Origin of the sequence: Colwellia asteriadis, from assembly GCF_039523295.1 — a bacterium.
GTDB classification, from domain to species: domain Bacteria; phylum Pseudomonadota; class Gammaproteobacteria; order Enterobacterales; family Alteromonadaceae; genus Colwellia; species Colwellia asteriadis.
The window spans coordinates 138,336-165,320 of sequence record NZ_BAAAFA010000006.1; the positions used below are offsets into that span (position 1 = coordinate 138,336).

General features: G+C 38.5%; 25 protein-coding genes and 1 riboswitch. Of the genes, 14 read left to right on the forward strand and 11 right to left on the reverse strand.

What is annotated here, in order from left to right:
* Nucleotides 1-217 precede the first annotated feature (217 nt).
* The gene (gene coaD, locus ABD005_RS10035; protein WP_215978679.1) at nt 218-688 is read left to right on the forward strand and encodes a pantetheine-phosphate adenylyltransferase; all 471 of its coding nucleotides are present in this window, start codon (nt 218-220) and stop codon (nt 686-688) included.
* Between the two features lie 31 nt (nt 689-719).
* On the opposite strand, the gene mutM is transcribed toward coaD, so the two are convergent.
* The 8 genes from mutM to radC form a co-directional block, all read right to left on the reverse strand.
* Nucleotides 720-1,535, reverse strand: a complete 816-nt coding sequence (gene mutM / locus ABD005_RS10040; protein WP_343817298.1) for a bifunctional DNA-formamidopyrimidine glycosylase/DNA-(apurinic or apyrimidinic site) lyase — start codon at nt 1,533-1,535, stop codon at nt 720-722.
* A gap of 15 nt (nt 1,536-1,550) precedes the next feature.
* Nucleotides 1,551-2,045: a hypothetical protein gene (locus tag ABD005_RS10045; protein WP_343817299.1), complete on the reverse strand. Its 495-nt coding sequence runs from the start codon at nt 2,043-2,045 to the stop codon at nt 1,551-1,553.
* Between the two features lie 107 nt (nt 2,046-2,152).
* Nucleotides 2,153-2,308, reverse strand: a complete 156-nt coding sequence (gene rpmG, locus ABD005_RS10050) for a 50S ribosomal protein L33 (RefSeq protein ID WP_011041084.1) — start codon at nt 2,306-2,308, stop codon at nt 2,153-2,155.
* A gap of 24 nt (nt 2,309-2,332) precedes the next feature.
* Nucleotides 2,333-2,569, reverse strand: coding sequence for a 50S ribosomal protein L28 (gene rpmB, locus ABD005_RS10055; protein WP_215978682.1), 237 nt, complete (start codon nt 2,567-2,569; stop codon nt 2,333-2,335).
* Nucleotides 2,570-2,832: 263 nt separating this feature from the next.
* Nucleotides 2,833-3,255: a hypothetical protein gene (locus tag ABD005_RS10060; RefSeq protein WP_343817300.1), complete on the reverse strand. Its 423-nt coding sequence runs from the start codon at nt 3,253-3,255 to the stop codon at nt 2,833-2,835.
* Entirely contained in the window at nt 3,242-3,910 is a 669-nt protein-coding gene (locus tag ABD005_RS10065; protein ID WP_215978684.1) for an AAA family ATPase, read from the reverse strand. The genes ABD005_RS10060 and ABD005_RS10065 overlap by 14 nt, the downstream gene beginning before the upstream one ends.
* Nucleotides 3,911-4,007: 97 nt before the next feature.
* Nucleotides 4,008-4,310: a PilZ domain-containing protein gene (locus ABD005_RS10070; RefSeq protein WP_343817301.1), complete on the reverse strand. Its 303-nt coding sequence runs from the start codon at nt 4,308-4,310 to the stop codon at nt 4,008-4,010.
* 149 nt (nt 4,311-4,459) lie between these two features.
* The gene (radC, locus tag ABD005_RS10075) at nt 4,460-5,167 is read right to left on the reverse strand and encodes a RadC family protein (RefSeq protein WP_343817302.1); all 708 of its coding nucleotides are present in this window, start codon (nt 5,165-5,167) and stop codon (nt 4,460-4,462) included.
* Nucleotides 5,168-5,302: 135 nt separating this feature from the next.
* On the opposite strand from radC, the gene coaBC reads away from it, so the two are divergent.
* From coaBC to ABD005_RS10105, 6 genes are all read left to right on the forward strand, one after another.
* A complete protein-coding gene (gene coaBC / locus ABD005_RS10080; RefSeq protein WP_343817303.1) occupies nt 5,303-6,511 on the forward strand; it encodes a bifunctional phosphopantothenoylcysteine decarboxylase/phosphopantothenate--cysteine ligase CoaBC in 1,209 nt (402 codons plus the stop codon).
* Between the two features lie 62 nt (nt 6,512-6,573).
* Nucleotides 6,574-7,170 (forward strand): nucleoid occlusion factor SlmA, encoded by a 597-nt coding sequence (slmA, locus tag ABD005_RS10085; RefSeq protein WP_343817304.1) that lies wholly within the window; start codon nt 6,574-6,576, stop codon nt 7,168-7,170.
* Between the two features lie 46 nt (nt 7,171-7,216).
* Nucleotides 7,217-8,680 carry an aminoacyl-histidine dipeptidase gene (locus tag ABD005_RS10090; RefSeq protein WP_343817305.1) on the forward strand — a complete coding sequence of 488 codons (1,464 nt, stop codon included), beginning with the start codon at nt 7,217-7,219 and terminating at the stop codon, nt 8,678-8,680.
* A 276-nt stretch (nt 8,681-8,956) separates the two neighbouring features.
* Nucleotides 8,957-9,718 carry a hypothetical protein gene (locus tag ABD005_RS10095; RefSeq protein ID WP_343817306.1) on the forward strand — a complete coding sequence of 254 codons (762 nt, stop codon included), beginning with the start codon at nt 8,957-8,959 and terminating at the stop codon, nt 9,716-9,718.
* Nucleotides 9,719-9,978: 260 nt separating this feature from the next.
* A complete protein-coding gene (locus ABD005_RS10100) occupies nt 9,979-10,638 on the forward strand; it encodes a response regulator transcription factor (RefSeq protein WP_215978690.1) in 660 nt (219 codons plus the stop codon).
* Between the two features lie 213 nt (nt 10,639-10,851).
* Nucleotides 10,852-12,216 (forward strand): leucyl aminopeptidase family protein, encoded by a 1,365-nt coding sequence (locus ABD005_RS10105; protein ID WP_343817307.1) that lies wholly within the window; start codon nt 10,852-10,854, stop codon nt 12,214-12,216.
* 117 nt (nt 12,217-12,333) lie between these two features.
* Here the strand turns inward: ABD005_RS10105 and ABD005_RS10110 are convergent, their stop codons facing one another.
* Nucleotides 12,334-12,696, reverse strand: a complete 363-nt coding sequence (locus ABD005_RS10110; RefSeq protein WP_215978692.1) for a Crp/Fnr family transcriptional regulator — start codon at nt 12,694-12,696, stop codon at nt 12,334-12,336.
* A gap of 281 nt (nt 12,697-12,977) precedes the next feature.
* Here ABD005_RS10110 and ABD005_RS10115 point away from each other — a divergent pair, with 281 nt between their 5' ends.
* Both ABD005_RS10115 and ABD005_RS10120 read left to right on the forward strand, forming a co-directional pair.
* Nucleotides 12,978-15,041 carry an alpha/beta hydrolase family protein gene (locus ABD005_RS10115; RefSeq protein ID WP_343817308.1) on the forward strand — a complete coding sequence of 688 codons (2,064 nt, stop codon included), beginning with the start codon at nt 12,978-12,980 and terminating at the stop codon, nt 15,039-15,041.
* Between the two features lie 192 nt (nt 15,042-15,233).
* Nucleotides 15,234-15,316: riboswitch (cyclic di-GMP riboswitch) on the forward strand.
* Between the two features lie 88 nt (nt 15,317-15,404).
* Nucleotides 15,405-19,223, forward strand: coding sequence for a DNRLRE domain-containing protein (locus ABD005_RS10120; protein ID WP_343817309.1), 3,819 nt, complete (start codon nt 15,405-15,407; stop codon nt 19,221-19,223).
* A 257-nt stretch (nt 19,224-19,480) separates the two neighbouring features.
* On the opposite strand, the gene ABD005_RS10125 is transcribed toward ABD005_RS10120, so the two are convergent.
* The gene (locus ABD005_RS10125; RefSeq protein WP_343817310.1) at nt 19,481-19,831 is read right to left on the reverse strand and encodes a helix-turn-helix domain-containing protein; all 351 of its coding nucleotides are present in this window, start codon (nt 19,829-19,831) and stop codon (nt 19,481-19,483) included.
* A gap of 227 nt (nt 19,832-20,058) precedes the next feature.
* Here ABD005_RS10125 and ABD005_RS10130 point away from each other — a divergent pair, with 227 nt between their 5' ends.
* The 3 genes from ABD005_RS10130 to ABD005_RS10140 all read left to right on the forward strand — a co-directional run bounded on the left by ABD005_RS10130 (nt 20,059) and on the right by ABD005_RS10140 (nt 21,793).
* Nucleotides 20,059-20,547: a hypothetical protein gene (locus ABD005_RS10130; protein ID WP_343817311.1), complete on the forward strand. Its 489-nt coding sequence runs from the start codon at nt 20,059-20,061 to the stop codon at nt 20,545-20,547.
* A 143-nt stretch (nt 20,548-20,690) separates the two neighbouring features.
* Entirely contained in the window at nt 20,691-21,194 is a 504-nt protein-coding gene (locus tag ABD005_RS10135; RefSeq protein ID WP_343817312.1) for a GNAT family N-acetyltransferase, read from the forward strand.
* 38 nt (nt 21,195-21,232) lie between these two features.
* Nucleotides 21,233-21,793, forward strand: coding sequence for a DUF922 domain-containing Zn-dependent protease (locus tag ABD005_RS10140; RefSeq protein ID WP_343817313.1), 561 nt, complete (start codon nt 21,233-21,235; stop codon nt 21,791-21,793).
* A 7-nt stretch (nt 21,794-21,800) separates the two neighbouring features.
* Here ABD005_RS10140 and ABD005_RS10145 read toward each other — a convergent pair whose 3' ends face one another.
* A complete protein-coding gene (locus ABD005_RS10145; protein ID WP_343817314.1) occupies nt 21,801-23,078 on the reverse strand; it encodes an alpha/beta hydrolase in 1,278 nt (425 codons plus the stop codon).
* Nucleotides 23,079-23,510: 432 nt separating this feature from the next.
* Here ABD005_RS10145 and ABD005_RS10150 point away from each other — a divergent pair, with 432 nt between their 5' ends.
* Both ABD005_RS10150 and ABD005_RS10155 read left to right on the forward strand, forming a co-directional pair.
* Nucleotides 23,511-24,584, forward strand: coding sequence for an acyltransferase family protein (locus tag ABD005_RS10150; RefSeq protein ID WP_343817315.1), 1,074 nt, complete (start codon nt 23,511-23,513; stop codon nt 24,582-24,584).
* A 213-nt stretch (nt 24,585-24,797) separates the two neighbouring features.
* Nucleotides 24,798-26,903, forward strand: a complete 2,106-nt coding sequence (locus ABD005_RS10155) for a TonB-dependent siderophore receptor (RefSeq protein WP_343817316.1) — start codon at nt 24,798-24,800, stop codon at nt 26,901-26,903.
* Nucleotides 26,904-26,985 lie beyond the last annotated feature (82 nt).

A 26,985-nucleotide genomic window follows, 5' to 3' on the forward strand; every position in this document is an offset into this window, starting at 1 on the left:
TAAAACTAAGACAATCATACTATCAAAATTCAGTTGATATAAAGTATTTTGAGTAAATACTTTAAGATTTCACCCATATTTTATGATTATTTATTCATTTTTGTTGCTTGTCGACTGAATACTAGCCAATGAATAACAGAAAGGCTTGTCAGTGGATAGCTTCCACTATTACAATAATTACTTTAAATAATAACCTCAACACAGTGAATAATAACTCATGGCCGTAATCGCAATTTATCCAGGTACTTTTGATCCTGTCACTAATGGTCATACTGATCTCATTACTCGTGCTAGTAAGCTATTTACTGAGGTTATTATTGGTGTAGCGGCAAGCCCCAGTAAACAACCTCGCTTTGAATTGGCACAGCGGGTTGCCATGTTAGAAGAAGTCACTAAAGACTTACCTAATGTACGCGTCGTTGGCTTTACAGGTCTATTGGTTAACTTTGCCAAAGAGCATCAAGCTAAAGTACTTATTCGTGGCTTACGCGCTGTTTCTGATTTTGAATATGAATTTCAATTAGCGAATATGAATCGCCGTTTATCACCAGAGCTTGAGAGTGTTTTTCTCACGCCAGCTGAGCAGAACTCTTTTATTTCGTCTTCATTAGTTAAAGAAGTTGCCTTGCATCAAGGTGACGTAAGTCAGTTTGTTCACCCAATTGTTAAAGCAGCTTTAGAAAACTAAATTATAACCCTGTTAGCCTTAACCCTAACAGTTAAGGTAACTGACAACTAGGGCAATAAACTGAGCTGCGATTAGACTGACGCACTTCAAGTAATGTTGTTTTGCAAGTGAAACACTCCTGCCCAGCTCGACCATAAACAAGTAGCGACTGCGCGAAATAACCTGGGCGGCCATCCGCTTGGGTAAAGTCTTTTAAGGTTGTGCCGCCTTGTTTAATAGCGGCGCTTAATACTGATTTTATAATATCAGTGAGCCGATCATAGCGTTTTTCACTAATGTCACAGGCTTTTACCGTAGGTAAAATTCCCGCTTTAAACAATGCTTCGTTCGCATAAATATTGCCAACACCAACCACAACCTGATTATTCATCAAAAAGGTTTTTATTGGCACTTTGCGGTTTTTAGCCTTTTCAAAAAGGTAACCATAATTAAAATCATCACTTAATGGCTCAGGGCCTAACTTGGTAAGTAGCCCTTGTTCATCGATATGGTTTTCAAACCATAACACGGCACCAAAACGCCTTGGGTCATTCAACCGTAATGCTTTGCCGTGTGCAAAAACTAAATCAAAGTGATCATGCTTAGCAACAGCTATATCAGCCTCAATGACTCTTATCGTGCCTGACATACCTAAATGTATTAACAAAGTGCCTGTACTAAAACGTAACAGCAAATACTTCGAGCGCCTTTCAACACTTTGCACTACTTGTCCGGTAATTTTTTGCACCGACTCAGGAATAGGCCAGCGTAAACTAGCGTTACGTACAACAACCTTAGTCACTTGTTGATTAATAATATGTGGGCTGATCCCTAAACGACATACTTCAACTTCTGGTAATTCTGGCATTTTATATAGGCTCGATTAATAGGGTAATAATTGTTTGGTTAAGGCAACAGGGAAAGCTAACCAAAGGTTGTCAGTTTGTTTATATACTAATAGTTGGTCATTTAAGGGATATACCATAAAATTTTGATGTTGCGCGCCACCCGCTGTGGCAATATTTACTTTAATCGCTAATTGCTCATCAATAATAATATCGTCGGCCTGCATTAAACCTTCACTTTGCTGCCAAGCCAAGATGATTTGCTCTACCTGCTGGTCGCTAAAGCTTAAAATAACGCCTTTAGTAGTCACTTGCCAGCCTAAGCCTGCGCGCTCAAAAATAACCTGTGTATTATTGGGGAAATGCATTGATAGCGTTAAAATCACACTTTGAGCAGGCAAAATTGTTGCTTGGGCACTCTCTTTTTCATCATCGTTAGGGAAGAGTTTATTATTAGTGGTGTTAATTAATAGAATAAATAACATCACAGAAAAAATAATGACGTTATTCCAGCCTGTGCGTGAGAGTTTCATAGCATATTCCCCAAAAGATAATATCTCTATAATACTGAAGTTTATCTCAAATAGCGCGCATAAAAAAACCCGGTAAAACCGGGTTTTTTTAATTGAAACAAAATTAATTACTTAATTTTAGCTTCTTTATAGATTACGTGCTTGCGAATGGTTGGATCAAATTTTTTGATTTCCATTTTTTCAGGCATAGTCTTTTTATTCTTATCAGTAGTATAAAAATGACCAGTACCAGCACTAGAAACTAAACGAATTTTATCGCGCATAATAATTTCCTTAGAATAAAGTTATTAAACTTTTTCGCCACGGGCACGGATGTCAGCTAATACTACATCAATACCTTTTTTATCGATAATACGCATTCCTTTCGGAGTTAAACGTAATTTAACGAAACGATTTTCGCTCTCAACCCAAAAACGGTGAGATTGAAGGTTAGGTAAAAAACGACGACGAGTCGCGTTTCTTGCGTGAGAACGGTTGTTCCCTACGACTGGTTTCTTGCCTGTAACTTGGCAAACTTTAGACATGTGAGTCACTCCAAATATTAATTTCAGCTCGAGCTATATTTTCCCCAAGACCGTCGCCTTAGGATCCTGAAAAAGGTGGCATATTATAGAGAAACTAATTAATTAATGCTAGCCTTAATGAAAAATTAGTAAATTAATAAACTTTCATCAATATAATTAATTAGTTAGCTGGGTATTATGTTCTAAATAAAAGACGAAATGCACTTTTTTCGTATGAATTTTGTCTCGTTCAAGGACAAAAAGTCAGCAAAAATAAAGTTTATTTAGCTGATTTTAGATTGGAGAAGTTTTGTTATTTGCTCATTCTGTTCTTTATTACATAATTCATCAATAAGAATACGCAAAATATGTGATTTTGCTAAGTCAGTGCCCTTTGATAACTCATGTAATTGAGCGATAGCGTCTTCACTTAAGGTAAATGTTGCACGGCGAAAACGCTTTTCTAGTTTAGCTTCTTCCTGCTTAGCAAGCTTATGTTCAGCTTCTGTCATTTCAACATAACGCTTGGCTTCATTAATGGCATCTTGCAGGCTTTGTTTTTGAGGGGCTTCCTGCTGATGCAGTTCACTCACTATTTTTGGCGCCCCTTTAGCATAATCTTCAGCGTCAGCAATAAACTCATCAATAGTAAAGTTCTGCTTCTTAACTTTACTATTTTTACCTTTTTTAAGATCAGTTAAACTCATGTGAATTATCCGGTTCCATAGCTAATAACTCTTCTGCAATAGCCACCATCTCTTGTGCTGCTTTACCTGTTGGATCGATTTCAATAACCGATGAGCCTTGTTCTTCACTGTCATCATAGATATTGCGACTATAAGTAACCGCATTCAATACATTAATACCGTATGAGCTACATACTTCTTTCGCTTCAAGAATACGACCAGCTTGATTAGGTAGTGCTGGGCACTGAGTAATAACAAAAGACGCCATCATTTTAGGGTTAACCATTTTACAGGTGCTAAGCATATCTTCCATATGAGGAACTGTTTTCAAGTCGCGCCTTTTCGGGCGTAATGGAATAATAACATGATCAGCAACCGACATTGCCGCTCGCAACGCTAAGTTGTCCTGCCCCCCACAATCGACAATAACATAATCATAATGTTGAACTAGACTGAGTAAGTCGTTACGAATTTTTCCGTAAAGTTGAATACAATTAATGGCCGGTAAAGAGGGGTCACCGTTACGTGCTTGTATCCAATCGGAAGTGGTTCGCTGAGGGTCACAGTCAACCATAAGTACAATCGCTTTTTTATTTCTAGCAAAATATACGGCTAAGTTTTGTGCCAAACAGCTTTTACCGCTGCCCCCTTTTTCACCACCCACAAGTATCATCATTTCACTACCATCCTTAACCGAGATTGATTATTGCTAACCTATTAATTGTAGTTCAATATCTAAAAACTGCGCCAAGACTGCTTTTTGGATTCATTTCTTATTCCAAAATAAGTGCGATATTAAACCAGCCACTATTTTGCTTAGTACAACGCAACACTCTTCCTGATAGTTTTTGGCTGTTCGCGTTAGCTGATTTAAAAATAATAGTTACCGGTGTTGCAATAGGTAAAGCTTCATCGCAGTCTAATTTAAGACCTCCTCGAGAAAAGTCTAAACAGGCAATTTTTTTCACTCGCTCAACATTATTTTCATCGAGCCAAGTAATATCAACTAACTCTTTTTCCATATCTAGTCGAAATGAACCACGACGCTCAACCTCGTCATTACTACTGTCGGTCATAAGTGTTCCTTATTCGGGTTGCACAATGTGGCTAATTTGGGTGATTAAACCTAAACGGCCTCTATTTATAAAAATTTTAATACTTAAATAACCTCAATATTAAAAGTAATTGTTTTTAGTTGATTTATCAAATTTTCAATCATTAGCTTTTAGTTCAGCTCACCATGCTCGGCAAAGGAGTAACATTGAGCTCCTGCAACAATAATATGATCGAGCACCCTAATATCTAACAGTGCTAATGCTTGTATTAGTCGACTTGTTAAAAGCTTATCTGCTTGGCTAGCTTCTGCAATACCAGAAGGGTGATTATGCGTTAATATAACCGCTGCGGCATGATGCTTTAATGCTTGCTCAACCACTACCCTTGGATAAACTGCTGCAGCATCTATGGTTCCAAAAAATAAACGTTCAAATTTTAAAACCTGATGTTGATTATCTAAAAATAGTACCGCAAAAATTTCTCGACTCTCATGGCGCAATTCACTCAACAAATAATCTCGCGTTGCTTGTGATGACGTCAGTTGCTGCCCTTGCTGAATTAACTGCTCGGCTAAGTAACGTTTCGACATTTCTAAGCAAGCTTGCAGTTGTACATATTTTGCCGTTCCTAAGCCATGATGTTGACAAAACTCATCATGACTCGCCTGATAAATAGCACCTATACCGCCAAAGTTAATTAACAGCTGACGTGACAAGTCGACCACGTTACAACCCTGTACTCCGGTGCGTAAAAAAATAGCTAACAACTCCGCATCACTCAAACTTGCCGACCCTAAATGTAATAATTTTTCTCGTGGTCGCTCGAGTTCAGGCCAGTTTTTAACAACATGAGTTGATAATATTTTCTCTTCTTTCATGTAGGCTTCCTTGCTTTACATTAGCGGCTATTTTTCATTAAGTTTTAGTGAGCTATTTAGCCGTAATTATTTTTAAATAAACGAATAAATGTTATCTTAAGGCTATTATTAGCTTTATTTTAAGATTAGCAGCTTATGCAAATTCTTCAGGACAAAAAAATAGTTCTAGGTGTTACTGGTGGTATTGCCGCATACAAAACCCCTGAATTAGTGCGTCGTTTAAAAGAACAAGGTGCCGATGTACGCGTGGTTATGACTGAAGGCGCGAAAGCCTTTATAACTCCCCTCACCCTACAAGCGGTTTCGGCAAACCATGTTGCCGACAGCCTACTCGATAGCCAAGCTGAACTAGCGATGGGCCATATTGAACTTGCAAAGTGGGCCGACCTAATCATAATAGCGCCAGCCACTGCCGATATTATTGCCCGTGTTACCGCGGGTATGGCAAACGATTTACTTTCAACCTTATGTTTAGCCACAAATGCGCCTATTGCCATTGCTCCAGCAATGAATCAACAAATGTGGCACGCCGCTGCAACGCAAAGCAATATCGACACGTTAACCGCTCGTGGTTGTTATATTTGGGGACCGGGTTCTGGCGAACAAGCCTGTGGCGATGTAGGTTTAGGCCGTATGTTAGATGTAGATGATTTAGTGACCCTAAGCAGTGACTTTTTTGCTGAGAAATATTTACAAGGGCAACACTGGGTTGTTACTGCTGGGCCAACACGTGAAGCGATTGATCCTGTACGTTACATATCTAATCACAGCTCTGGAAAAATGGGTTATGCTATTGCACATGCCGCATTACGAGCTGGCGCTAAAGTCACCTTAATATCTGGCCCTGTCACCATTAAGCCGCCTTCAGGTTGTGACATTATTAACGTGATTAGTGCTGAAGATATGCACCAACAAGCATTATTACATGCCAAACAATGTACTACCTTTGTCGCTTGTGCTGCAGTTGCTGATTATCGTGTTGCTGAAGTTGCCGCGGAAAAAATCAAAAAAACTACTGAAAACATGCAAATTGAGTTAGTTAAAAACCACGACATTGTTGCCGATGTCGCCCAGCTAAAAAATAAACCTTTTATGGTTGGTTTTGCTGCTGAAACACAAAATATTGAACAATATGCCCGTGGCAAATTAATGCGCAAGAATTTAGATTTAATTGCAGCTAATGATGTTGCCAAAGCTGGGCAAGGATTTAATAGTGACGATAATGCCTTAACACTATTTAGTGCAATTGATAAAACCGATCTCCCTTTAACCAGTAAACAAAATATAGCCAAACAGCTGGTATCTCTGATTAATCAACATTATCAAGCTAAACACACACAATAGTAAATACTCATAAGCACGTCACAAGTTTAACGGATTTAATAATAACAAAAGAGAATATTTTTATGGTCGCCACACAAACTAAAAAAGCAAAGCCAAACCGTAAGCAACAAATATTAGAATGCCTAGCGTTAATGTTACAAAGCTCTCCAGGTGAGCGTATTACCACTGCCAAACTAGCTGCGGAAGTAGGCGTATCAGAAGCAGCGCTTTATCGTCATTTTCCATCAAAAGCACGAATGTTTGAAGGGCTAATCGACTTTATTGAAGAGTCAATATTCTCTCGTATCAACCTTATTTTAGCTGACCACAAAGAAGCAATCGTACGTTGTCATCACATTTTACACGTATTACTTGTGTTCTCTGAACGTAACCCAGGTATTTGCCGTATTTTATCAGGTGATGCTTTAATGGGTGAAAACGAACGTTTACGCGGGCGTGTGCATCAATTATTTGAAAAACTGGAGTCACAATTTAAACAAGTATTACGTGAGCGTAAGCTACGTGAAGGAAAAACTTTTCCAATTAACGAAGCTCCGCTAGCTAACTTGCTAGTGGCCTTTGCTGAAGGTAAAATTAGCCAATATGTTCGCTCTGGATTTGAGAAAAAACCAAGCAGCGACTTTAATGAGCAATGGCAATTTTTAATGGCGAGTAAATAGCCCTAAATTCACACTTGTCCTGAATAAATAATATATAGGAAACTTAATGAGTACACTCTCACACTTACAACCTGCTAGCTTATGGCAGCTATTCGAAAAAATTTGTAGCATTCCTCACCCTTCAAAACATGAACAACAGATCTCACTATGGATTCAACAATGGGCAAAAGAGCTTGGTTTATCTGTTAAAGAAGATGCCATAGGTAACCTATTTATTAAAAAGCCAGCAACTGCCGGCATGGAGAATTGCAAGGGCGTTATTTTACAAGCACACATGGACATGGTACCGCAAAAAAATAACGATACTGCGCATGATTTTTTAACCGATCCTATTAAGCCCTACGTGATTGATTCAGGTGACTGGGTAACGGCCGAGGGTACTACCTTAGGTGCCGATAACGGCGTGGGTTTAGCGTCTGCATTAGCCATTTTAGCAAGTGATGATATCAAACATGGTCCGCTAGAAGTATTAGTAACTATTGATGAAGAAGCAGGCATGAGTGGCGCTTTTGGTTTAGAAGCTGGTTGGTTAGATGGTGACATTTTAATTAACACCGACTCAGAGCAAGAAGGCGAAATCTACATGGGCTGTGCTGGCGGTATCGACGGCAACTCAAGCTTCAATTTAGATTTTGAAGATGTACCGGCTAACTACCAAGCATTTAACTTATCTATTTCAGGTTTAAAAGGCGGTCACTCAGGTGTAGATATTCATACGGGTCGTGCTAACGCCAATAAATTATTAGTACGCTTTTTATTAGACGCAAGTAATGAGTTTGACCTTAGCTTAACCGAGCTTAACGGTGGTAGCTTACGTAACGCGATTCCTCGTGAAGCTAACGCAAGTTTTGTTGTGGCTAAAGATAAAGTAGAGCCATTAAAAGCAGCATTAAATGATTATTTAGCCACTATTCGCCAAAATTTATCAGCCATTGAAACTGATATCGATATGCTCTTAATTTCACCTGAAGATTTTGAACAATGTTGGACAAAAGCTACTCAAGCGGCAATTTTACGCGCACTGAACGCTTGTCCAAACGGTGTTATTCGTATGAGTGACGATATTGAAGGTATAGTAGAAACCTCATTAAACTTAGGTGTTATGCGCATGCGTGGCAACAAATTTAATGCCATGGTATTAATACGTAGCTTACATGACGATGGTCGTTTAGAAACACAACGTACTGTACAATCTGTATTTGAATTAGCGGGCGCAAATATAGTATTTTCTGGCGCTTACCCTGGTTGGAAGCCTGATACTGATTCTGCCATTATGAATACAGTACGTGATACTTACGAAAGCCTCTTTAATAAAGTGCCTGAAGTAATGGTTATTCATGCAGGTTTAGAGTGTGGCTTATTTAAAACTGCTTATCCGCATTGGGACATGGTTTCAATTGGTCCAACAATTAAATTCCCACATTCTCCAGATGAAAAAATTGAAATTACTACCGTTGCTCAATATTGGCAATTGTTAGTCGCTGTTTTAGGAAACATTCCGCAGAAGTGATCTGATTATAAGCGTTACTGTAAAGTTAACGCTTAGTGTACCTCATCAGGGCGCGTGTATAAGTATCCAAAGTCACCGCCCTTTATTAAGCCCTCTTCTTTATTAAGATTAACAAACCAATTATTATCATACATATGTCCTATGTTTATCAAAGGATATAGTATATATTATCGTCGAAATATTGTTACAGACAGTAGCAACACCTTTAATACTTAAAAAACACCTTGCCGCCTCGTCACTTAACGATCGGCATTAATTATAATATGGACATTAATAATGAAACTAACTCAACTCCTTTCTGCTGGTTTATTGGTAGCAGCCTTCTCTTTTACTGCTAATGCTGGCCTTGTTACTCATGCAGTATCAACTAACGTAGGTGGGCAACCTGACTCTGATACCAATGGCAGCTCTATCTATCAAGAGCTTAATGCTCAAAATAAAGCTTATGCTTCATTAACTGGTGCTGGTTTTTTACCAACTCTGAAAGTAATGGCTCAATCTTCTAGCGATTCATATTCCTACGTTAGAGCTTTAGCTTTACAAAAATTTACATACCACGGTAATGAAGCAAGTACTTTTTTGCTTAATTTCAATTTACACGGCGACGTAAACTCGTCTAGTAACTACTTACCTCTACGTTCTGATATTGGTATTTTAAAGGGGAACAATGTTTGGTTTTATGAGACTTATGACTTCCCGACTAACTTCTTTGAGGGCGGTTTATATAACGACACGAATGAGATGTTAGGTTATAAGACTATAGGTATTGAAAATGGCTTAAATCAAAATGTAGCTGACAGCCTATCATTTGACATCCAACCAGGTGAGTCATTTTTTGTTTATGCTCAAGTTTCAGCCGAAATCCAAAATGGCTTTGTTGATGCATGGAATACACTTACAATGAGCTTTGCAGATAGTACTGGTTTAACTGCAGCATCATCGATGTTACCAAATACTGATATTCCTGAGCCTGCGTCTGCCTTACTTCTATTTTCAGCGCTGGCCCTTATGGCTCGTAGAAAAACGTTAGCTAGCTAAACATATAAATACCTTTATATAGCGCCTGCCATTATTTACCCAAATAGTCTAAACGGCTATTTTAAAAGAATAATGGCAGATTACCTTCCTTAATTTAAAAGGAATATTCATAATATTCTCTCCATCAAGTATGTACTTTACTTTAATTATTTCAAAGAATATATCAGCTGAACAAGAACGATATTAACTATTCATAACTAAGGTTTGTTATTAACATTATTTCCGTTAGAATGGAGTAATCATTTTTTAGGATATTTGCTATGAATCAGCCAGAAAAAATTATAATAGCTGACGACCACCCTTTATTTAGGCAAGCATTACTCGGTACACTCAAAAGCAAACTTACTTATACGCAATGGCTTGAAGCTGAAACCATTGACGAGTTGAACGAGCAACTGAATGCACATAATAATAGTGATTTATTATTACTCGACTTAAATATTCCTGGAGCACATGGCTTTAATACCCTAATACACGTTCGTAACCACTTCCCCCAAATTCCTGTTGTAATTGTTTCAGCTCACGAAGATCACGATACTATTAGTAAAGCCATGAATTACGGTGCTGCGGGTTTCATCCCCAAATCAACCCCCGTCGATGGTATTTACACTGCAATTATCACGATATTATCAGGTCATACTTGGCTACCAGACACTTTTGAGCAATCACAAAATAATAATACCGATATTGATATAGCAGAGCGCGTTGCTAGCCTAACCCAGCAACAATACCGAATATTAATGATGTTTGCTCAAGGTATGCTAAATAAACAAATTGCTTATGATTTAAATGTTTCAGAAGCGACCATTAAAGCACATGCAACCGCCATTTTTCGTAAACTTGATGTCAGAAATAGAACACAAGCGGTCATTGCTATCGGTCAATTAGACCTATCTGAAGCTGGTTTCGAGTCTCGCTAATACTTAACATCCAAATTTAGCCTGCTAATTAGACGATTGATATTTAGTACACTCAAAGTAAGCTTAGATAAGTTTACAATATAGTAAAAAAACATAAATCCGAATTAATAATAATAGCGATGAAGCGCCTTACTCTATAGCCATCTTAGGTTACAATCAAAAGATGTATTTGCCTTATCGTTTCAAATAAAAACGGTTAGTTTAAGGAAGCTCATGAATAAACTATTAACAACAAACAACACAGGTATTCCACTTTTCGTTATTGAAAAAAGCGCTTACCAAGGCTGGGTCAACGCCCAAAGTAGCAGCAATCAAAATTGGCTAACTAACACCAATTTTTCAGGCCAAGGGTTAGCATTATTTGCCAACGAGCAAGGCGAATTAAACCAAGCACTTTTCGTCGTCAGTGATGCGAATGATTATTTTGCTTGTGGCGAGTTAATTAAATTATTACCTCCTGGTCAGTACCTTTTAAATGCCGATAAAGCGCACCACAGTGCAATATGTTTTGGTTGGCTAATTGGCGCTTATCAATTCAATCAGTACTTCTCAACTGACAAAAATACCGCTTTTCCTTCACTAGGCGTTAACGATCAGACACTTATCGACAACACCATTAAATACGTAGAAGCAACAGCATTAACTCGTGATTTAATTAATATACCTGCTGCTGATATGATGCCAGAGCATTTATCACAAGCAACCCAACAACTCGCTGATGAGTTTGGCGCACAAGTAAACCATATTATTGGTGACTCATTACTTGAGCAAAATTATCCAACAATTCATGCGGTAGGTCGTGCTAGCGTACATAAGCCAAGATTAATCGACTTAACTTGGGGTGATGATAACCATCCACAAATTACCTTAGTAGGCAAAGGCGTTTGTTTTGACAGTGGTGGTTTAGATATTAAACCCGCTGCTGGTATGCGTAATATGAAAAAAGACATGGGTGGCTCCGCTCATGTTTTAGGTTTAGCTCATCTTATAATGGCGCATAACTTACCCGTTAAGTTACGTGTACTTATTCCAGCGGTTGAGAATGCGGTTTCAAGTAACGCACTTCGCCCAGGTGACGTGGTAACGACACGTAAAGGTATTACCGTTGAAATACATAATACTGATGCTGAAGGGCGCTTAGTATTATGTGACGCCTTAGCTGAAGCAAATAACGACAGGCCCGAACTCATTATTGATTTCGCCACACTTACGGGTGCTATGCGCGTTGCATTAGGTACTGAATTACCAGGATTTTTCTCTACCAACGACCAAATTGCAGCAGATATTACCCAAGCTGGCAGTGCTATTAGTGACCCCGTATGGCGCATGCCATTACATAGCGCTTATGATGACTTATTAAGTAGCACTATTGCCGATATGACCAACTGCCCATCAGTACCTTTTGGTGGCGCAATTACCGCTGCTTTATATTTGGATAAGTTTGTTGATGATGATATTGATTGGTTACATTTTGATATTATGGGCTTTAATATTAGAAACTTATCAGGTCGTCCAATTGGCGGGGAAGCGTTTGGTATTCGTGCTGTCTTTAACTACTTACAGCAACGCTTTCAGTAAAAAGTCACCTTAACACTCCAAGACAGCGCCCAGCGCTGTCTTTTTTGTTCTAACTTACCGAAAATTATTACTGCACTTTCCAGACGATCTTAACGAACCAAATTAACACACTGATAATTATAAGATTTCTAACGGGGAAACTAATTTTTCTGTTGTATAAACTAATCGTTCAGCTAAACCTTCAATAATAGTCAAGGCAATATCGTTATTGCTTTTTAATAACGCTTTAAACTCTGCTTCACCGTAAGCTAATAAGTTAACATCTGAATTGGCGGTAGCAGTACATGAACGATCTCTGCCTGTTAATAGCGCCATTTCACCAAGAAAGTCACCTTTGTTAAGGGTTGCAATCGTTACTGATAAACCATTTCTTTCTTTGCTTAAACGGACTGTGCCGCTATTAATTACATACACCGCTCGACAGGTATCTCCCTCAGAAAAAAGTACCTCTCCTTTGCTTAATTCTACCCTGTTACTCATATGTATTTTCACCTTAAAAATGAGGATGTTCATCAACAAATTGAAGAATAAACTCACTGCTAATGAAAGTCTACCGTTATCCTATATATCCAGCTAGAGTTCAGGTTATCACTTAACACTAATAGTTTGCTTAAAAACAAAACCTGAATATCTATTTAATCTCGATTTATCTCCATTTCGTCGAATTTACTCCACTTTTTATTGGTTTAACGCTCAAAAAAACATAAACTCGAACAGACTTCACTAACATGCCTCTTTTTAGGTATATATTAGGAATATAAATGAAACATAAAATCTCTTATTTAAAACAAGCTTTAGCAGTAAGTTTAGGCTTATTAAGCGCATCAGTTTTTGCAACTGATAAAGTTATTACTGCTGAAAACTTAGCAACAATACAAAGTGTTGGCCAGGTGCAAGTTAGTCCAAGTGGTGACGAATTTGCTTTTATTCGCTCTGTGCCTCGTGAAATTTACGTTGAAAAAGATGGATCAAACTGGGGTGAGTTACACCTAGTTAATGATGAGGGTGTTGAACGCCCATTTATTACCGGTAAAGTAAACGTTCGCAGCATTCAATGGTCTGCAGATGGCGCTTTTATTTACTTCTTATCGAAAATGAACGGTGATAAGTTTACCTCGCTTTATCAAATTGCGGCCAATGGTGGTCAAGCACAAAAAGTATTATCACTAAAGGATACTAGCATTAGCAGCTATACCTTAAGTAGCGATAATAAAAAGGTTGCCCTGTTAGCGAAAAAGGCTAAAGATAAATCAGTTAAAAAACTTACTGACTTAGGCTTTAAAGCTGAAATTTATGAAGAAGATTTAGCTGATCAATTTTTATATGTAGTTGATTTAGCGATAACTGAAAAAGCCATTACCCCTGAAGCGTTAGCAATTAAACACTATGTTTCTGATGTACATTTTTCGCCAAATAATAAAAATTTATTAGTTAAAACTCAGCCGACCGCATTAATTGACGATAAATACATGAAATCGCAATGGCATATCGTTGATGCAGCAACGCAAACGGTTAACGTTTCTTTTGCTACCGAAGGTAAATTAGGCGCTGCTGAGTTCTCTCATGACGGTAAATATATTGCTATCCACGGTGCCGAAGACAAGCATGATCCAGCAACAGGTCGTTTATTTTTAGCTGACGTTAAAACAGGTAAAGTTACTGACTGGTTACCTAACTTCGCAGGTCATGTAAGTGACTTTGAATGGTCAAACAAGCGTAATGAGCTGTTTTTAGTTGCCAACGTAGGTCCGCAATCTGTTATCGCCAAAATTAAGCCTGGTAAAACATCGTATAAAGAAGTTGTTAAAGCGGGCAAATTAATTGCGGGTCGTTTAAGTATTTCAGATTCAGACAAAACAATTGCCTTAGGCGCAAATACAGCGAAACACCCAAATGAAGTATTTATGCTTCGCGGTAAAAAAGCATCTCGTTTAACTAATTCAAACCCGTGGTTAAACGACGTGGCATTAGCGAAACAAGAAATTGTGACGATAAAAGCACGTGACGGCGTAGAAATTGGTGGTGTATTAGTTTATCCACTAAACCACAAAGAAGGTCAACGTTACCCACTAATTATGTCGGTACACGGCGGCCCTGAAAGCCATGATAAAGATGGTTGGATCACCGCTTACTCTCGCCCTGGTCAATTAGCAGCAGCACAAGGCTACGCGGTATTTCACCCTAACTATCGTGGTAGTACAGGTAAAGGGGTTGCCTACTCTAAGTTAGGTCAAAATGATTACGCAGGTAAAGAGTTTGATGACTTAGTTGACCTAAAAAATCATTTAGTAAACATTGGTTTAGTTAACGAGAAAAAAGTTGGTATTACGGGCGGATCTTACGGTGGCTATGCGTCAGCATGGGGCGCAACTAAACTAACTAAGCACTTTGCTGCGAGCGTTATGTTTGTTGGTATTTCTAACCAATTATCGAAATTTGGTACTACTGATATTTCAAATGAAATGCACTTAGTACACGCACGTTCATACCCTTGGGAAAAATGGCAATGGTACTTAGAGCGCAGCCCTATTTATTGGGTTGAGCAATCAGAAACGCCATTATTAATTATGCACGGTAAAGCAGATCCTCGTGTACACCCTGCGCAATCAATGGAAATGTACCGTTATATGAAAGTACATGGCAAAACAGTACGTTTAGTTTACTACCCAGGCGAAGGCCATGGTAATAAACGTGCTGCTGCTAAGTACGATTACAGCTTACGTTTAATGCGTTGGATGGACAACTACCTAAAGCATGACAATAAACCAATGCCTGCACACGAATTACCGCATGCGGCTAACTTAAAAGCTAAAAAAGAAGCATAACGCTATTAATGGGCGCATTGCGCTCATAATCATTTGTTTCAATAAAGGCCAGATTTTTTCTGGCCTTTTTATTCCTGAAAGTCGCCAATAATGAATTTTTATTCTCCTGAAATAATAGAAACAATAACAAGTTAGCTATTAACGGTAATTAAAAGTTTTTTCTGTATTTGCCTTATCAAGGAATGCGTGACTACACTGATAAAGCAAACCTAATGAAAGTTAGGGACGCAAAGCCACCGGTCTAAGGAGTACTCTACGACAGCGGGGTTGCCAATAATCTAGTAAGAATTATTGCCAGTTACCACTGATGATGTATTTCTGTGACAGGTATGTTTGTAATTACATTTTAGGATGGGATGTTTCATGCATAGTCAACTGAGTTGCAACGCTAAAAAAACTAAAACGCTTACCTATAAATCATTCTTATTCATTTACCCTTTACTGACTCCCTCACTTTACTCATTATTTTTTTTAGCGCTCTGCGTAACTAGCTTTTCCAGTTTAGCTACTTCCTTCAAAACGCAAATCAATGCAGCAAACAATGAAGAATTCTATCAACCTGACTACCCGTTAATTTTTGTCAGTGCTCCAATTAAAGTGTTTGATAATACTTACGGTGGAGTCACAGGTACATACAAGTTAGGCACCGATGTACTCAGTGCAAATAACCCCAGCGGAGGTAATGAGTTATGGATTTTATTACCTAACGGCCAAAGTAAAAAACTATTTCCTTTAGAGATACACCTGCAACAACAACTCATTGACACGCCTACAGGTATGTTAAATCAAGGCTCGGTAGTTGAGCCAAATTTATCTGAAGACGGTAAAACTGTTTATTTCAGTTACTTTCATAATGCTGACGATAAAACATACCAAAGTGGCTTACCCAAATTAGGCGCTGATATTTATAGTATTAACCTTGGTGATTTATTAGCTGACTACTCCTTCGCTCCAGAGTTATTACCCGCTAAAAGGCTCACATACGCTAATACAAATGACAATAATGAGTTTGATATTTATAAAGATGCGATGAATTTACCCTTAAAACAAACAGGGTCGCATAACTGGGGTAATGTCTATATGCACGCTGAAGAAATGCGCACCGATACCGGTTTAAAGCTTATTTACGTTAGTAACAAAAAACGCATCAGTAACGCCAATCTCGCTATGGGGTATGCCAATCATAACTTCAACTTATTTAGTGCTGATATTACTGATAATGGCGACTTAAAAAACCATCAACAATTTCAATATTACACAACGACATCCGCATTAAGCCCCAATAAGCTTCGAAATGGCATTGCATTTTCATATCAAGCAACCACAGAAGATGCCCGTCACTGGCAAATTCAAGGGTTAACATCATCAGGCAAGTGGTACCCTATTTTTGGCTACGGCAATAGCCCAGAAGCAGCGCACCTCAGTACCTTTTGCGTTAAAGGTAAAGGAGCTAACCCTGGCGATTACCTTATTACGACGAGCTACTACAACTTAAATAACAATGGCTTTGGTGCGCTGCATAGTGTGAAATTATCAATGGCGGGATTAAACGCTTACGATAGACCAGATGCTGGAGTAGAAGTTCCTCGTCAACTTGGCGCAAAATTATTAACTAAAGGCGTAGATATTCATGACTTACCTTCAGATAGCCATAATGGAATATTATTAGGTAAATTCACTACTCCACGGTGCGGAAAGGCTGATGAACTCTTTTTTTCGCATACAAAAACGAGCGCCAATAACCGAGGTTTAGACTCAGAAAAAAGCAAAGGCGTATACGAATCCTATATCGGCTTTCGAAAGGATTTAGAAGCCTTTGACCCGACTGAGTCCATCAATATTAATGCTAATACGGGCATTATAAAAGTCATCGAAGATGAATCAGGAACGACTAATTTATTATGGCCACTACCCGTTATCACTTGGGAAGAGAGAAGTGGTGATAAAGAACAAACTTATTCTGCGCCCGCAGTTGCTTCAGCGACTACTATTACCCCTGGTAGCCCTTTTGCACAAGTTGGAACCTCCGCTTTATGGAATACTGATCGTAAGCCTTTTGACTGCTGGCTTGGAGGGGATGGTAAAACCCCATTTAGCCCAAATAAGGCAAATAAAGACTATAATTCTGAACGTCAAGAGTTGATCAAGCAATCAGCGCCACTCACGCGCGTACAAAACCAAAATGATTTCTGTGAATACCTTCTTCCTGAAAATGTGCTCGGAGTTGCAATTAATTTAACCTCAAACAAGCTAAAAAACTCTTACGCAAGCTATCGCTCAGCTGGTTCACAAACAAAAGAGACATCTCGTTTACTTGGTGTTTACTCTGTCGTCAATCAAGTTGATCAATCTTTTAAAGCAATTATTCCCGCTAACGTGCCTTTCGATTTTCATTTGTTAGATCGTGAAACTGGGCTTAAATTAACCGACACTCGTAGTTGGCACTCCCTAAAACCTGAAGAAGATAGAACAGATTGTGGTGGCTGTCATCAACATGAAAAAAACAAAGCGATACCTTTTGAAGAAACATTTTCAGCTCAAAATGAACCGCTAAATATGGTTGAGCAAACCTCATACATTGATTATGACGCACAATGTAACCCTGAAGTAAAAATTAGTAGCCTTGCCTCAATAGCACCTCTAGAGTGGGTAGCTGACATATGGCCTGGATTTGATCGTAATTGCAGTGATTGTCACAACTCAACCATAAGTGAAGATACTCTCGCCTTAAAAGCACTGAATTATAATAACGAGCAAGATGCTTACAATATGCTTATTGCCCGCAAATTTATTAATCAAGCATTAGGCGCTATCGGCAGTCCTGCTTGGTGGGCCGCTCGTGGAAAAAGAACTGATGGGCGTGATAATGATTTAGAGAAATATCAAACTGATTACGATAACGAACAGTGGGGATTTCGACATAGCAATATTCACGGTTCTCAAAAGCCTCTTTGTAATGGCAACTCACCTGATGAAGCTAAGTGGGTTTACAAATTTGGCCACTGGATTGATAACTTCCAGCACAGGGATGTTAATAGTGGTGTTTTTAACACTAAACTAGATCGATATCATCCTACCGTCAGCAGCTCTATCGGTGGAAATTGTGCAGGCGGCGATCTTACTGTGGGTTGGTGGGATGACTCAGGAAAAATTGAACAACTTACTGTTAATATCAACGGCAACCTGGCACTACTTTTAAATAATCAAGCTAATAATTCTACTGAAGTTGCTATTGGCAACCTACAAGATAACGACAGTATTTATATTGAAGCTAAAGACTTTACGGGGAACACTCAACGTTATGAAAAATCATTCAAACACTTAGTATCTGAATGTAATGCACGCGTTGCTGGTGAAAATGTCTTTTCAACAGCAAAGCCTTACAGTAATGAACATGATTACACTGAAGAACAAACTGCATTGGCCAATGTATTAGCTAATGAAAAACTAGGTGCTGCTGACCCAACTACCGAAAGCTTCAATCAAGCGACAGATACCACCAGTGCTCTCAGTGCCGATATTGATATTCCTATTGACGAAGGCGTTATTTTTAGCACTATTGAACTACCGATTCAGGCTGACGCAACCGTGAGTCAATATAACAGTTCTGAAAAGAAAATGAACTTTGGTGGCTCACAAGAGTTAAACATCGGCACAGGAAAAGCTCGTCGTATACTAATCAAAGCCGATTTATCTTTGGCTCCAGTCGAAAGAGAGTTACTTAAAGCAAGCCTAAAAGTGTTCGTCCTTCAAGCCAGTTACACATCTAGTCCAATGTTATTAGCGTTTGAAGTCAATAAACCATGGGTTGAGGGCAATAGAATTTGGGGAGGCATACCTAATGGTGCCACGTGGCTAGAGCATAATTATTTAGATCATAATTATAGTACTGAAAATGACTGGCTTATACCTGGCGGTGAACTTGATTTAACGAGTAACTATGGTTATGGAGAAAATGGGCTGATTAAGCGCGCGCCAATTATTGAAGGAGAGTGGGTTTCTTTAGATATAACCCCAATAGTTCAAGCATGGAAGAGCACCCCTGAAAGTAATCATGGCTTACTATTACGAGGAATAATGCGCGCGGGGAATTATATTTCCTTTGCCTCTAAAGAACACTCGGATCCAACCCTAGCACCTAAAATTGAATACCACTACGCTGGTGAACCCATAGCTAATTAATACAAGTGCGTTAACTGCCACATAGCAAAGCACCGCACTCAACCTAGTGGTGTTTTGCTATTTTTCAGCCTGAAATAGCAATATAAACTAAACGCTATAATCAATAATAAAGAGCCAATACTCATGAGCCAGCGATTTTCAGCACGCTTAATTTCCCTTGTTGAGAGTAAAGTGTATTCATACTTCACACCTGCAAATTCCTCAATATACTTATCACCTTGATAATTATCAGTTAAATGATAATTGAGTGTTACTAGTTACTTTTCGCTTGCTGATACAACTTGGGCTTTGTAGGTGTAATAAGCTTGCGGAAAAATAAGTGCAAAGTATCCGTTAAGCAACAGCATTACACCTAGTGTTGCTGAAACAATGGCGCTCGGTAATAAATACCGCATCAAAGCAGGTTTTGCTTTAAGCTGATTCATTAGCGAGTTAATAGGTACGTCATAAGCCAAGCACAGTTTTTCAATAACGTCATTTGATGGTTGGTAATGACCATTTTCTAACTTAGATAAATAAGACTGTTGAATCGCAATATTCTTTGCTGCAATAGCTTGCGTCCAACCTTTTTCTTTTCTTAATAATATTAATTTATCTGCTAGTTTCATACGACTTCCATGATCTAGATTCCATGTTGATATCAGGTAAACTTCATTCATTACATTAGCAAGCTATTATCTACAAATGAATTTTCAATTGAAAGTGCCCAACTCAAATTCATGGTAATGAATTTTATGAATATTAATGAATATCAGCAAGTTATGTTGATAACCTACTCTGACATGTGTTTTCATTACTATTAGAAATTACGGCTAACTTAACTTTAGGGATAACCATGAACATCAAAACCATCACCTTATTTATCACCTTATTCATTACTAGTGGGTTCAGTACCCTCTGCGCGAAAGAGGTTCCTATTATTTTAATTGAGATGGAGGTTTACAGTTTAAGCAACTCTCAACAAAAAACGACTGTTGAAAAAAACATGCCACAGGCACTACAAGCGGCAAAACTGGAAAGTAAACCAGTGCTGATGATAGAGCTCGGTGAGGACGCAACCATAGAAATGGGTACGCAAACCGCAGATGGTTTAGATGAAGATATGTTCAGAGTACAAATAACCACTGATATCCATGATAATAATTACGATATTGATATTGAGCTAACCAATAAAGGCGCTGAGCGCATAACAAGCTTAGTATTATCACTCAATGAAACATTTGTAATTTCGACATCAATTAACAATATTACTAAGCTCGTCAAAATTACGTCTACTCAATATGAAACACTTGCACAAGCAGAAGCTGCGAGAAGCGGTAAATAACTTCAAATCAACAACGTCCATATAGGTCTCTGTTATTTATCAATTACCTCTTGCTCTTTCCATACTAGAGTAGCTACGATAGTTTACCTTTATCCTAGCTACTTTCGTGCTCTATCTAAAATACGGTGCCAAAGCCAAAAATTATGAAGTTAATTATTCCAAACCAGCAGTATCAAAAAAGCTATAATGATTACATTCGTGAATTAGGCGATGAAGAGCGCTACCCGTTTCCACTCGATTTTGACCACCGCGACTTTCCTGCACTACTCGAAAAAAACAATAACTTTGCGCAAGGCAAAAATATACCTGAGCACATGGTGCCAAGTACTACTTTATGGTTAGTTGATAGCAATGAACTGGTTGGTGTAACTAACTTACGCCATTACCTTAACCAGCAAATAGCTCATTGCGGTGGTCATATCGGTTTAGGTATTAGACCAAGTTATCGTGGTAAAGGCTTGGGTCATTTATTAATGAAATTATCAATTGAGCAGTTATTTGCCCGTGGAGTAGGCACTATTCACATTCATTGTTATAAAAATAACAGCGCCTCTGCACGTACTATTCTGAGTAATAATGGCATATTAGACTCTGAGATAACTGAAGGTGGTCAAATTATTCAACGTTATCTAGTACAAACTATTTAACCCTGTTAAACACCACTACAACGGAGAAAGGAAGCCAAATGCGTTCATTACTTTTTATACTACTTTTTTACTCAATATGTAGTGAAGCCAAAGTAAATATCACTGAGAATAATGTTTTCTATTCAGTTAATGCCAAAACAAAGGAAACACTGTTAACCACCATAAATAATGCAACACCGATAAGAGAAGATGGCGAGGTATTTCATGGTCATACAAAATGGAATATCAATTGGCGCTTTTGGTGGAAGTCAAACTCAAGCCAATGTCGTATCAATAAGGTTGAAGCCTCATTAATATTAACCTTAACGATGCCGAAATTAGTTAGCACTGATGAACAGGTCAAGCAAGTTTGGTCTAACTGGTACCCAAATTTACTCACTCATGAAATCGGTCACATCAACTTAGCTAAAGCCACCATAAAAGAAATTGAAAAATCACTCTTAGCAATACCTACGCAGAGCTCTTGCCAGCGCTTAGAACAAACCGCAAACACATTAGCGCAGCAAAAAATGACCGAGTTATCAAAAGCAAGTAAAAAGTATGATCGGGAGACAAATCATGGTGAAAGCCAAGGTGCTTGGCTATACATGCATTTATAGCATCTCTTTATTTAACGGCGATTTTTGCCTCAAGTATATTTAACTGCCATTGGTTAGTATTGTATTTTTTAGCTACCGTTAACGCTTTTTGATAATATGATTTTGCCTTCAACATATCACCAACTTGCTCATAAGTTGAAGCAATAGCTTTAAGATGATCTATTGAGTTTGGGTACAAATATTCTACGCTAAGCAATAACTCTAACGCAGCTTTAGGGGAGTCAAAATGTCCAGCATAACTTGCTTGCATTGCAATCAAGGCCTGTCTAGACTCAGGAAGTTTTTCACTTGTATGGGCGATAAATACAGGTAATTTATCAACGTTATTATGTCGATAATAATGACGCACCATGGCTTTAATACTTGCTGATGGCATCGCTTGCTTAAAAGCATGCTTAGTCATGACGTTTTGATAATGCTTAACTATATCTTCTGGATTGGTAAACTTGGCTAAATCTTTTTCAGCAATATACCACTGGCTATATAGCGCTTTTAAACTGTCTCGTAGCGCAATTAAACCAACCGAATTATGGTTTTCATCGGGGTAATGCTTAAACGACCAATCAATATTTTTAGACTCATTAATATCAAGTAAGTTAATGAAATCGTACTGTCCCATACGGGTCTCATCTGCTAACGATAGAAATAGTGATACTGGCTGGTGTGCGTTTTTACCTAGTTTCTCTTTCGCTTTTTTTACAATGCCTTGATCAGCTACCCAAACAGAAGGGCTTATTGCAACATAATGCTTAAAAGCATCAGGGCTTTCTATCAATGCATTTAACACAAATAAGCCTCCCATAGACTGCCCTACTAGTATTGAATGCTCTGCCGACCGATAATTTTCAGCCACATAAGGCTTTACCTCGTCAGTAAGAAAACGTAGAAATTCTGCTGCATGTTTTGCTGGCGTCAATGCCCCTTTGGCTGGACTACTCGAACTCGCAACTGCAAGCTCTACTGGCGTCATCAGTTGTCGGTATTGGCTAGTACCTTTATCGGCAATGGCGACCAAAATCACATCAGGAATTAACTGCCCTTTATTTGCCAATAAATCTAACATCCCTGAAATGCCATGAAAGTTATAATCACCATCAAGCAAGTAAATAACAGGGTAATTACTCACGTTATTCTCATAATAATTTTCAGGTAGTAATATCTGTAACTCTCGCGTTTGTGAAAGTATCTGTGAATCAAGGCGTACCCTTTCACCTAAATGAAAACTAGCAGCCTGGCTTTTAGGCAAAAACAATGTAATTAAAAGCCCTAAAATCAATATTTTCATTACTATTCCTTATATATACTAACTAACCTAAGCTCGGCTTAACAAATGTTTCCCTAGCAACTACTTTCCTAACTTCTTCGTTAAATTTACTTGCAATAGACCAGTTATTGATGACGCGAAATTTGCCTTGCTTATCATATGAAAAGAAGAAAAACTATCAAAATAGCGCTTTAGAAAGGTAATTTTTGCTGATATTTCAACTTGTTAAATACCCCTTAAACCTAGTTCAGGTTAACTATCAACGTCAATAATTTTGACTATCGCCAGCTTACGCTAACTATTACTTGTTACTCAACCAAAATCTCGAAAACAGCGATGTTCATAAGTAACATTAATTGACAGGCCGATCGTAATTACATTACTTTTAGAGGCTTGATTAGTGCATTTGGCACAATACTTTTTATTCACTTACAGGGTTTTTAGGTGTCCGCAATGAAAACACGCTTTTACGAAATTGACTTACTACGGTTTTTATCGGCTTTTGCTGTTGTTATTTTTCACTATACCTACACGGGATATATGGAAGGTTTCGCTAAAATTGCAGACTTCGAAGCACTGCGTGTACTAACCCGATATGCTTATATGGGCATTAACTTTTTTTTTATTATCAGCGGCTTTGTAATTTTTATGAGTGTTGCCGATGGCAGCCCTAAAAACTTTTTAATCTCACGCTTTGTGCGCCTTTTCCCTGCTTATTGGTGTGCTTTGGCCCTCACGGCAATATTTACTGTGCTTTGGGGCGCTGAAGTATTTCACATTACTTGGCCGCAGTTGCTCGCTAATGTCACTATGGTTAATGAACTCTTGGGCTACAAGCCCATTGAAAGTGCTTATTGGACTTTATACATTGAATTAAAATTCTATCTGCTGATCTTAATAGTATTATCACTTGGCATGATGAAGTACTTTCAACACGTTATTGCGATCACACTGCTCGCTTCTTTCCTAATGCTATTTCATCCGTGGGCAAAAAATGTCGATATGTTTGTCGCCATATTCCCGCACTGGAGCGGCTATTTTGCTGCCGGCGGTGTCTTTTATTTACTACGTAGAGACGGGCTTAATGGCTATCGTAGTTTACTATTATTACTCTCATATGCCTTTGTGATTAAACAATCTATTTTGTTTGGTAACTTAATGAGTAGCTGGTTTAACATAACGTTTAATAGCACGGTAATTTTTGCCATTAACACCCTATTCTTCGCACTTTTTTGTGTAACGGCCTTATGTGAAAAAAATCCACTACGCCAGCGGTATTTTTATTATTTAGGAGTGTTAACTTACCCCCTTTATCTTGTGCATCAGCATATTGGTTATATGGTCTTTAACTTATTGGGTAATCAAGAGAATATTGCCTTAGTTGTCACTATCACCGTCATATTAATGCTATTGGTTGCCTACCTTATTCATACGCAGATAGAGGTAAAGATAGGTCGTCGACTCAAAAAAACTTTAACCTCAAAACCCGTAGTCACACAAGAACAAGCCGCTATCATAAAAAGCTAAAGCCTTGCTATTACTGCCAGCATAAAGCCATCACTAGGCTTTACTCTGGCAGCCCCTTCTACTCTTAAAAAATAATTACCTTAAGATCTAAGTTATTATAACACCCCCTAAACCTAAATAAGATAAGAATTGCAAACAACAATCGTTATCATTATACTTCACCGCAAAATACAAGCTCGCACCGTTTAATACCTAAATAAGGCGTACGTAATTATGAAGTTTACCCCATTATTTCTAGCGATAAGTACTATTGTTTCTTCACCTATCGTGGCTGCAGCGGACGCGCCAGAAAGCAAAACAGATTCAGCGATTGAAAAAATCCAAGTTAAAGGAACCTACTTTAACGGTTATACCGTTGATGAGGCTCATGGTGCTATGCGCGCCGATATTTCATTGCTTGAAACACCACAGTCGGTAACGGTTATTCCTAGCACAGTTATTAACGAGCAATTAGCGACTACATTAGGTGAAGTATTAGGTAACGATGCGAGCTTAAACGCAGGCTCTAAACAACGTAACCGTGAAGTATTTAACTTACGCGGCTTTGAATTAAGTTCATCAACCGGTTATTTACGCGACGGTCACCAACATTGGTCACACTACCAGCAACCAATTGAAACCTTAGAAAGCATTGAAGTCATTAAAGGTCCTTCAAGTATTCTTTATGGTCAATCTGGCCCTGGCGGCTTAGTTAACATGGTAACGAAAAAACCAACCGCTAAAACAATTTTTAACTTAGGTGCTGATGTTGACCAAGAAGGTTCTTCACGTTTCACCCTTGATGCAGGTGGCGCAATTACCGAAGATGAATCACTACGTTACCGTGCTAATTTAGTACAACAAGATGTTACTTACCAACGTGAATATCAAAATGGTGAGCAACGTGAACGTGAGCGCTTTTTAGGTGCTTTAGTCGTTGATTACGATATTACTGAAGATGCTTATGTTAGCGTACATTACGACATAACTAACGATAAAGCAGGGTTAGATACCGGTGGCTGGTTAGATAGCGATGGTAATATTATTGGCGATGAAAAAACTATTCGTGATATGTCATGGGCATTTACCGACATTACCGTTGAAAACTACGGCATTGATTTTAGCTACGCGTTTAACGACTCATGGCAAGTAAAACTCGGTCATAACCAACAAGTGTTTGAACGCCAACGTTTTGAGTCTGCTCCACGCAAACCAAGTAACTTCGCCGAAGGTGATTCATATGAATCAAGACCTTACGATCGCTTTGATGATTGGCAATTTACCACTAACTTTATTGACTTCACCGGTGAATTTACATTAGCGGGTGTTGATCACGTATTCCTTATTGGTGCTAATTCACTTGATTATTATTACGGTCAGCTAAGAACAAGTAACACGTCTGATAGATTTAATTATCAAGCTGGCCAAGCTGAGCCTCCTCGCCCAGATATTAGCTATACAACAGATACCAGTATTTCTGAAACAGAATACGATTATTACGGTGTGTATATTCAAGACTTAATTACTATCAACCCACAGTGGCAAGTAATGCTTGGTGGTCGTTATGACAAACAAACTAAAACTGGTGCTGATAACGAATCATTATTACCAAAAGCGGGCGTGTTATACCATCCTAACGACAGCACCACTTACTATGCTAACTACAGTGAAGGCTTCGAACCACAAAGTAGCGAAACCATCATCAATGAAGATGATGCTAATTTCGGCATGGAAATCGATGCTACCACCTCAACACAATATGAGTTAGGAGCAAAGTGGCAATTAGCTGACGATCGTTTACTAATCACAGCGGCCTTATTTGATATCACTAAAGCAGGTGTTCTTGTTTCTGAAGATCTGAATGATGGTTCACAGTACGAAACCATAACAACTCAAGTCGGCGAACAACGCCACAAAGGCTTTGAGGTGGCAGCACAAGGCGCGGTAACTGATAAACTCTTTGTTATGACCTCAGTAATGAACCTTGATGCACAGTATGAAAAAGATAAAGATTATACAGGTAATACGCCGGTAGATGCACCAGAGTGGTCAGCCTCAATATGGTCACGTTATGAGTTTACTGAAAACTTTGCCGTTAATGCTGGTGCTTTTTACGAAGGTGAGCGTTTTGCCGATAACGATAATCTCATCGTTAAAGATGCATATACTCGCGTAGACATGGGTGCTACTTATAAAGTGGAGTTCTCGAATACTGATATGAATATACGTTTTAATATTCAAAACTTATTCGATACCGATTATTTAGCAGGCGGCGGTGATAGCAATGTAACTATTGGTGATGGCAGAAGCTACCGTTTAGCACTACAAGTTGCCTTTTAAGTTACCCAAATAACCTTAATAGTTAAGTTAACACTCATCAAAGCCGCTATTTTCAGCGGCTTTTTTATTACTCACAACACAA

Excerpts from the sequence above, each read along its gene's own strand:
- coaD (WP_215978679.1), top strand. The coding sequence starts at position 218 with ATGGCCGTAATCGCAATTTATCCAGGTACTTTTGATCCTGTCACTAAT.
- mutM (WP_343817298.1), bottom strand. The coding sequence starts at position 1,535 with ATGCCAGAATTACCAGAAGTTGAAGTATGTCGTTTAGGGATCAGCCCA.
- ABD005_RS10045 (WP_343817299.1), bottom strand. The coding sequence starts at position 2,045 with ATGAAACTCTCACGCACAGGCTGGAATAACGTCATTATTTTTTCTGTG.
- rpmG (WP_011041084.1), bottom strand. The coding sequence starts at position 2,308 with ATGCGCGATAAAATTCGTTTAGTTTCTAGTGCTGGTACTGGTCATTTT.
- rpmB (WP_215978682.1), bottom strand. The coding sequence starts at position 2,569 with ATGTCTAAAGTTTGCCAAGTTACAGGCAAGAAACCAGTCGTAGGGAAC.
- ABD005_RS10060 (WP_343817300.1), bottom strand. The coding sequence starts at position 3,255 with ATGAGTTTAACTGATCTTAAAAAAGGTAAAAATAGTAAAGTTAAGAAG.
- ABD005_RS10065 (WP_215978684.1), bottom strand. The coding sequence starts at position 3,910 with ATGATGATACTTGTGGGTGGTGAAAAAGGGGGCAGCGGTAAAAGCTGT.
- ABD005_RS10070 (WP_343817301.1), bottom strand. The coding sequence starts at position 4,310 with ATGACCGACAGTAGTAATGACGAGGTTGAGCGTCGTGGTTCATTTCGA.
- radC (WP_343817302.1), bottom strand. The coding sequence starts at position 5,167 with ATGAAAGAAGAGAAAATATTATCAACTCATGTTGTTAAAAACTGGCCT.
- coaBC (WP_343817303.1), top strand. The coding sequence starts at position 5,303 with ATGCAAATTCTTCAGGACAAAAAAATAGTTCTAGGTGTTACTGGTGGT.
- slmA (WP_343817304.1), top strand. The coding sequence starts at position 6,574 with ATGGTCGCCACACAAACTAAAAAAGCAAAGCCAAACCGTAAGCAACAA.
- ABD005_RS10090 (WP_343817305.1), top strand. The coding sequence starts at position 7,217 with ATGAGTACACTCTCACACTTACAACCTGCTAGCTTATGGCAGCTATTC.
- ABD005_RS10095 (WP_343817306.1), top strand. The coding sequence starts at position 8,957 with ATGAAACTAACTCAACTCCTTTCTGCTGGTTTATTGGTAGCAGCCTTC.
- ABD005_RS10100 (WP_215978690.1), top strand. The coding sequence starts at position 9,979 with ATGAATCAGCCAGAAAAAATTATAATAGCTGACGACCACCCTTTATTT.
- ABD005_RS10105 (WP_343817307.1), top strand. The coding sequence starts at position 10,852 with ATGAATAAACTATTAACAACAAACAACACAGGTATTCCACTTTTCGTT.
- ABD005_RS10110 (WP_215978692.1), bottom strand. The coding sequence starts at position 12,696 with ATGAGTAACAGGGTAGAATTAAGCAAAGGAGAGGTACTTTTTTCTGAG.
- ABD005_RS10115 (WP_343817308.1), top strand. The coding sequence starts at position 12,978 with ATGAAACATAAAATCTCTTATTTAAAACAAGCTTTAGCAGTAAGTTTA.
- ABD005_RS10120 (WP_343817309.1), top strand. The coding sequence starts at position 15,405 with ATGCATAGTCAACTGAGTTGCAACGCTAAAAAAACTAAAACGCTTACC.
- ABD005_RS10125 (WP_343817310.1), bottom strand. The coding sequence starts at position 19,831 with ATGAAACTAGCAGATAAATTAATATTATTAAGAAAAGAAAAAGGTTGG.
- ABD005_RS10130 (WP_343817311.1), top strand. The coding sequence starts at position 20,059 with ATGAACATCAAAACCATCACCTTATTTATCACCTTATTCATTACTAGT.
- ABD005_RS10135 (WP_343817312.1), top strand. The coding sequence starts at position 20,691 with ATGAAGTTAATTATTCCAAACCAGCAGTATCAAAAAAGCTATAATGAT.
- ABD005_RS10140 (WP_343817313.1), top strand. The coding sequence starts at position 21,233 with ATGCGTTCATTACTTTTTATACTACTTTTTTACTCAATATGTAGTGAA.
- ABD005_RS10145 (WP_343817314.1), bottom strand. The coding sequence starts at position 23,078 with ATGAAAATATTGATTTTAGGGCTTTTAATTACATTGTTTTTGCCTAAA.
- ABD005_RS10150 (WP_343817315.1), top strand. The coding sequence starts at position 23,511 with ATGAAAACACGCTTTTACGAAATTGACTTACTACGGTTTTTATCGGCT.
- ABD005_RS10155 (WP_343817316.1), top strand. The coding sequence starts at position 24,798 with ATGAAGTTTACCCCATTATTTCTAGCGATAAGTACTATTGTTTCTTCA.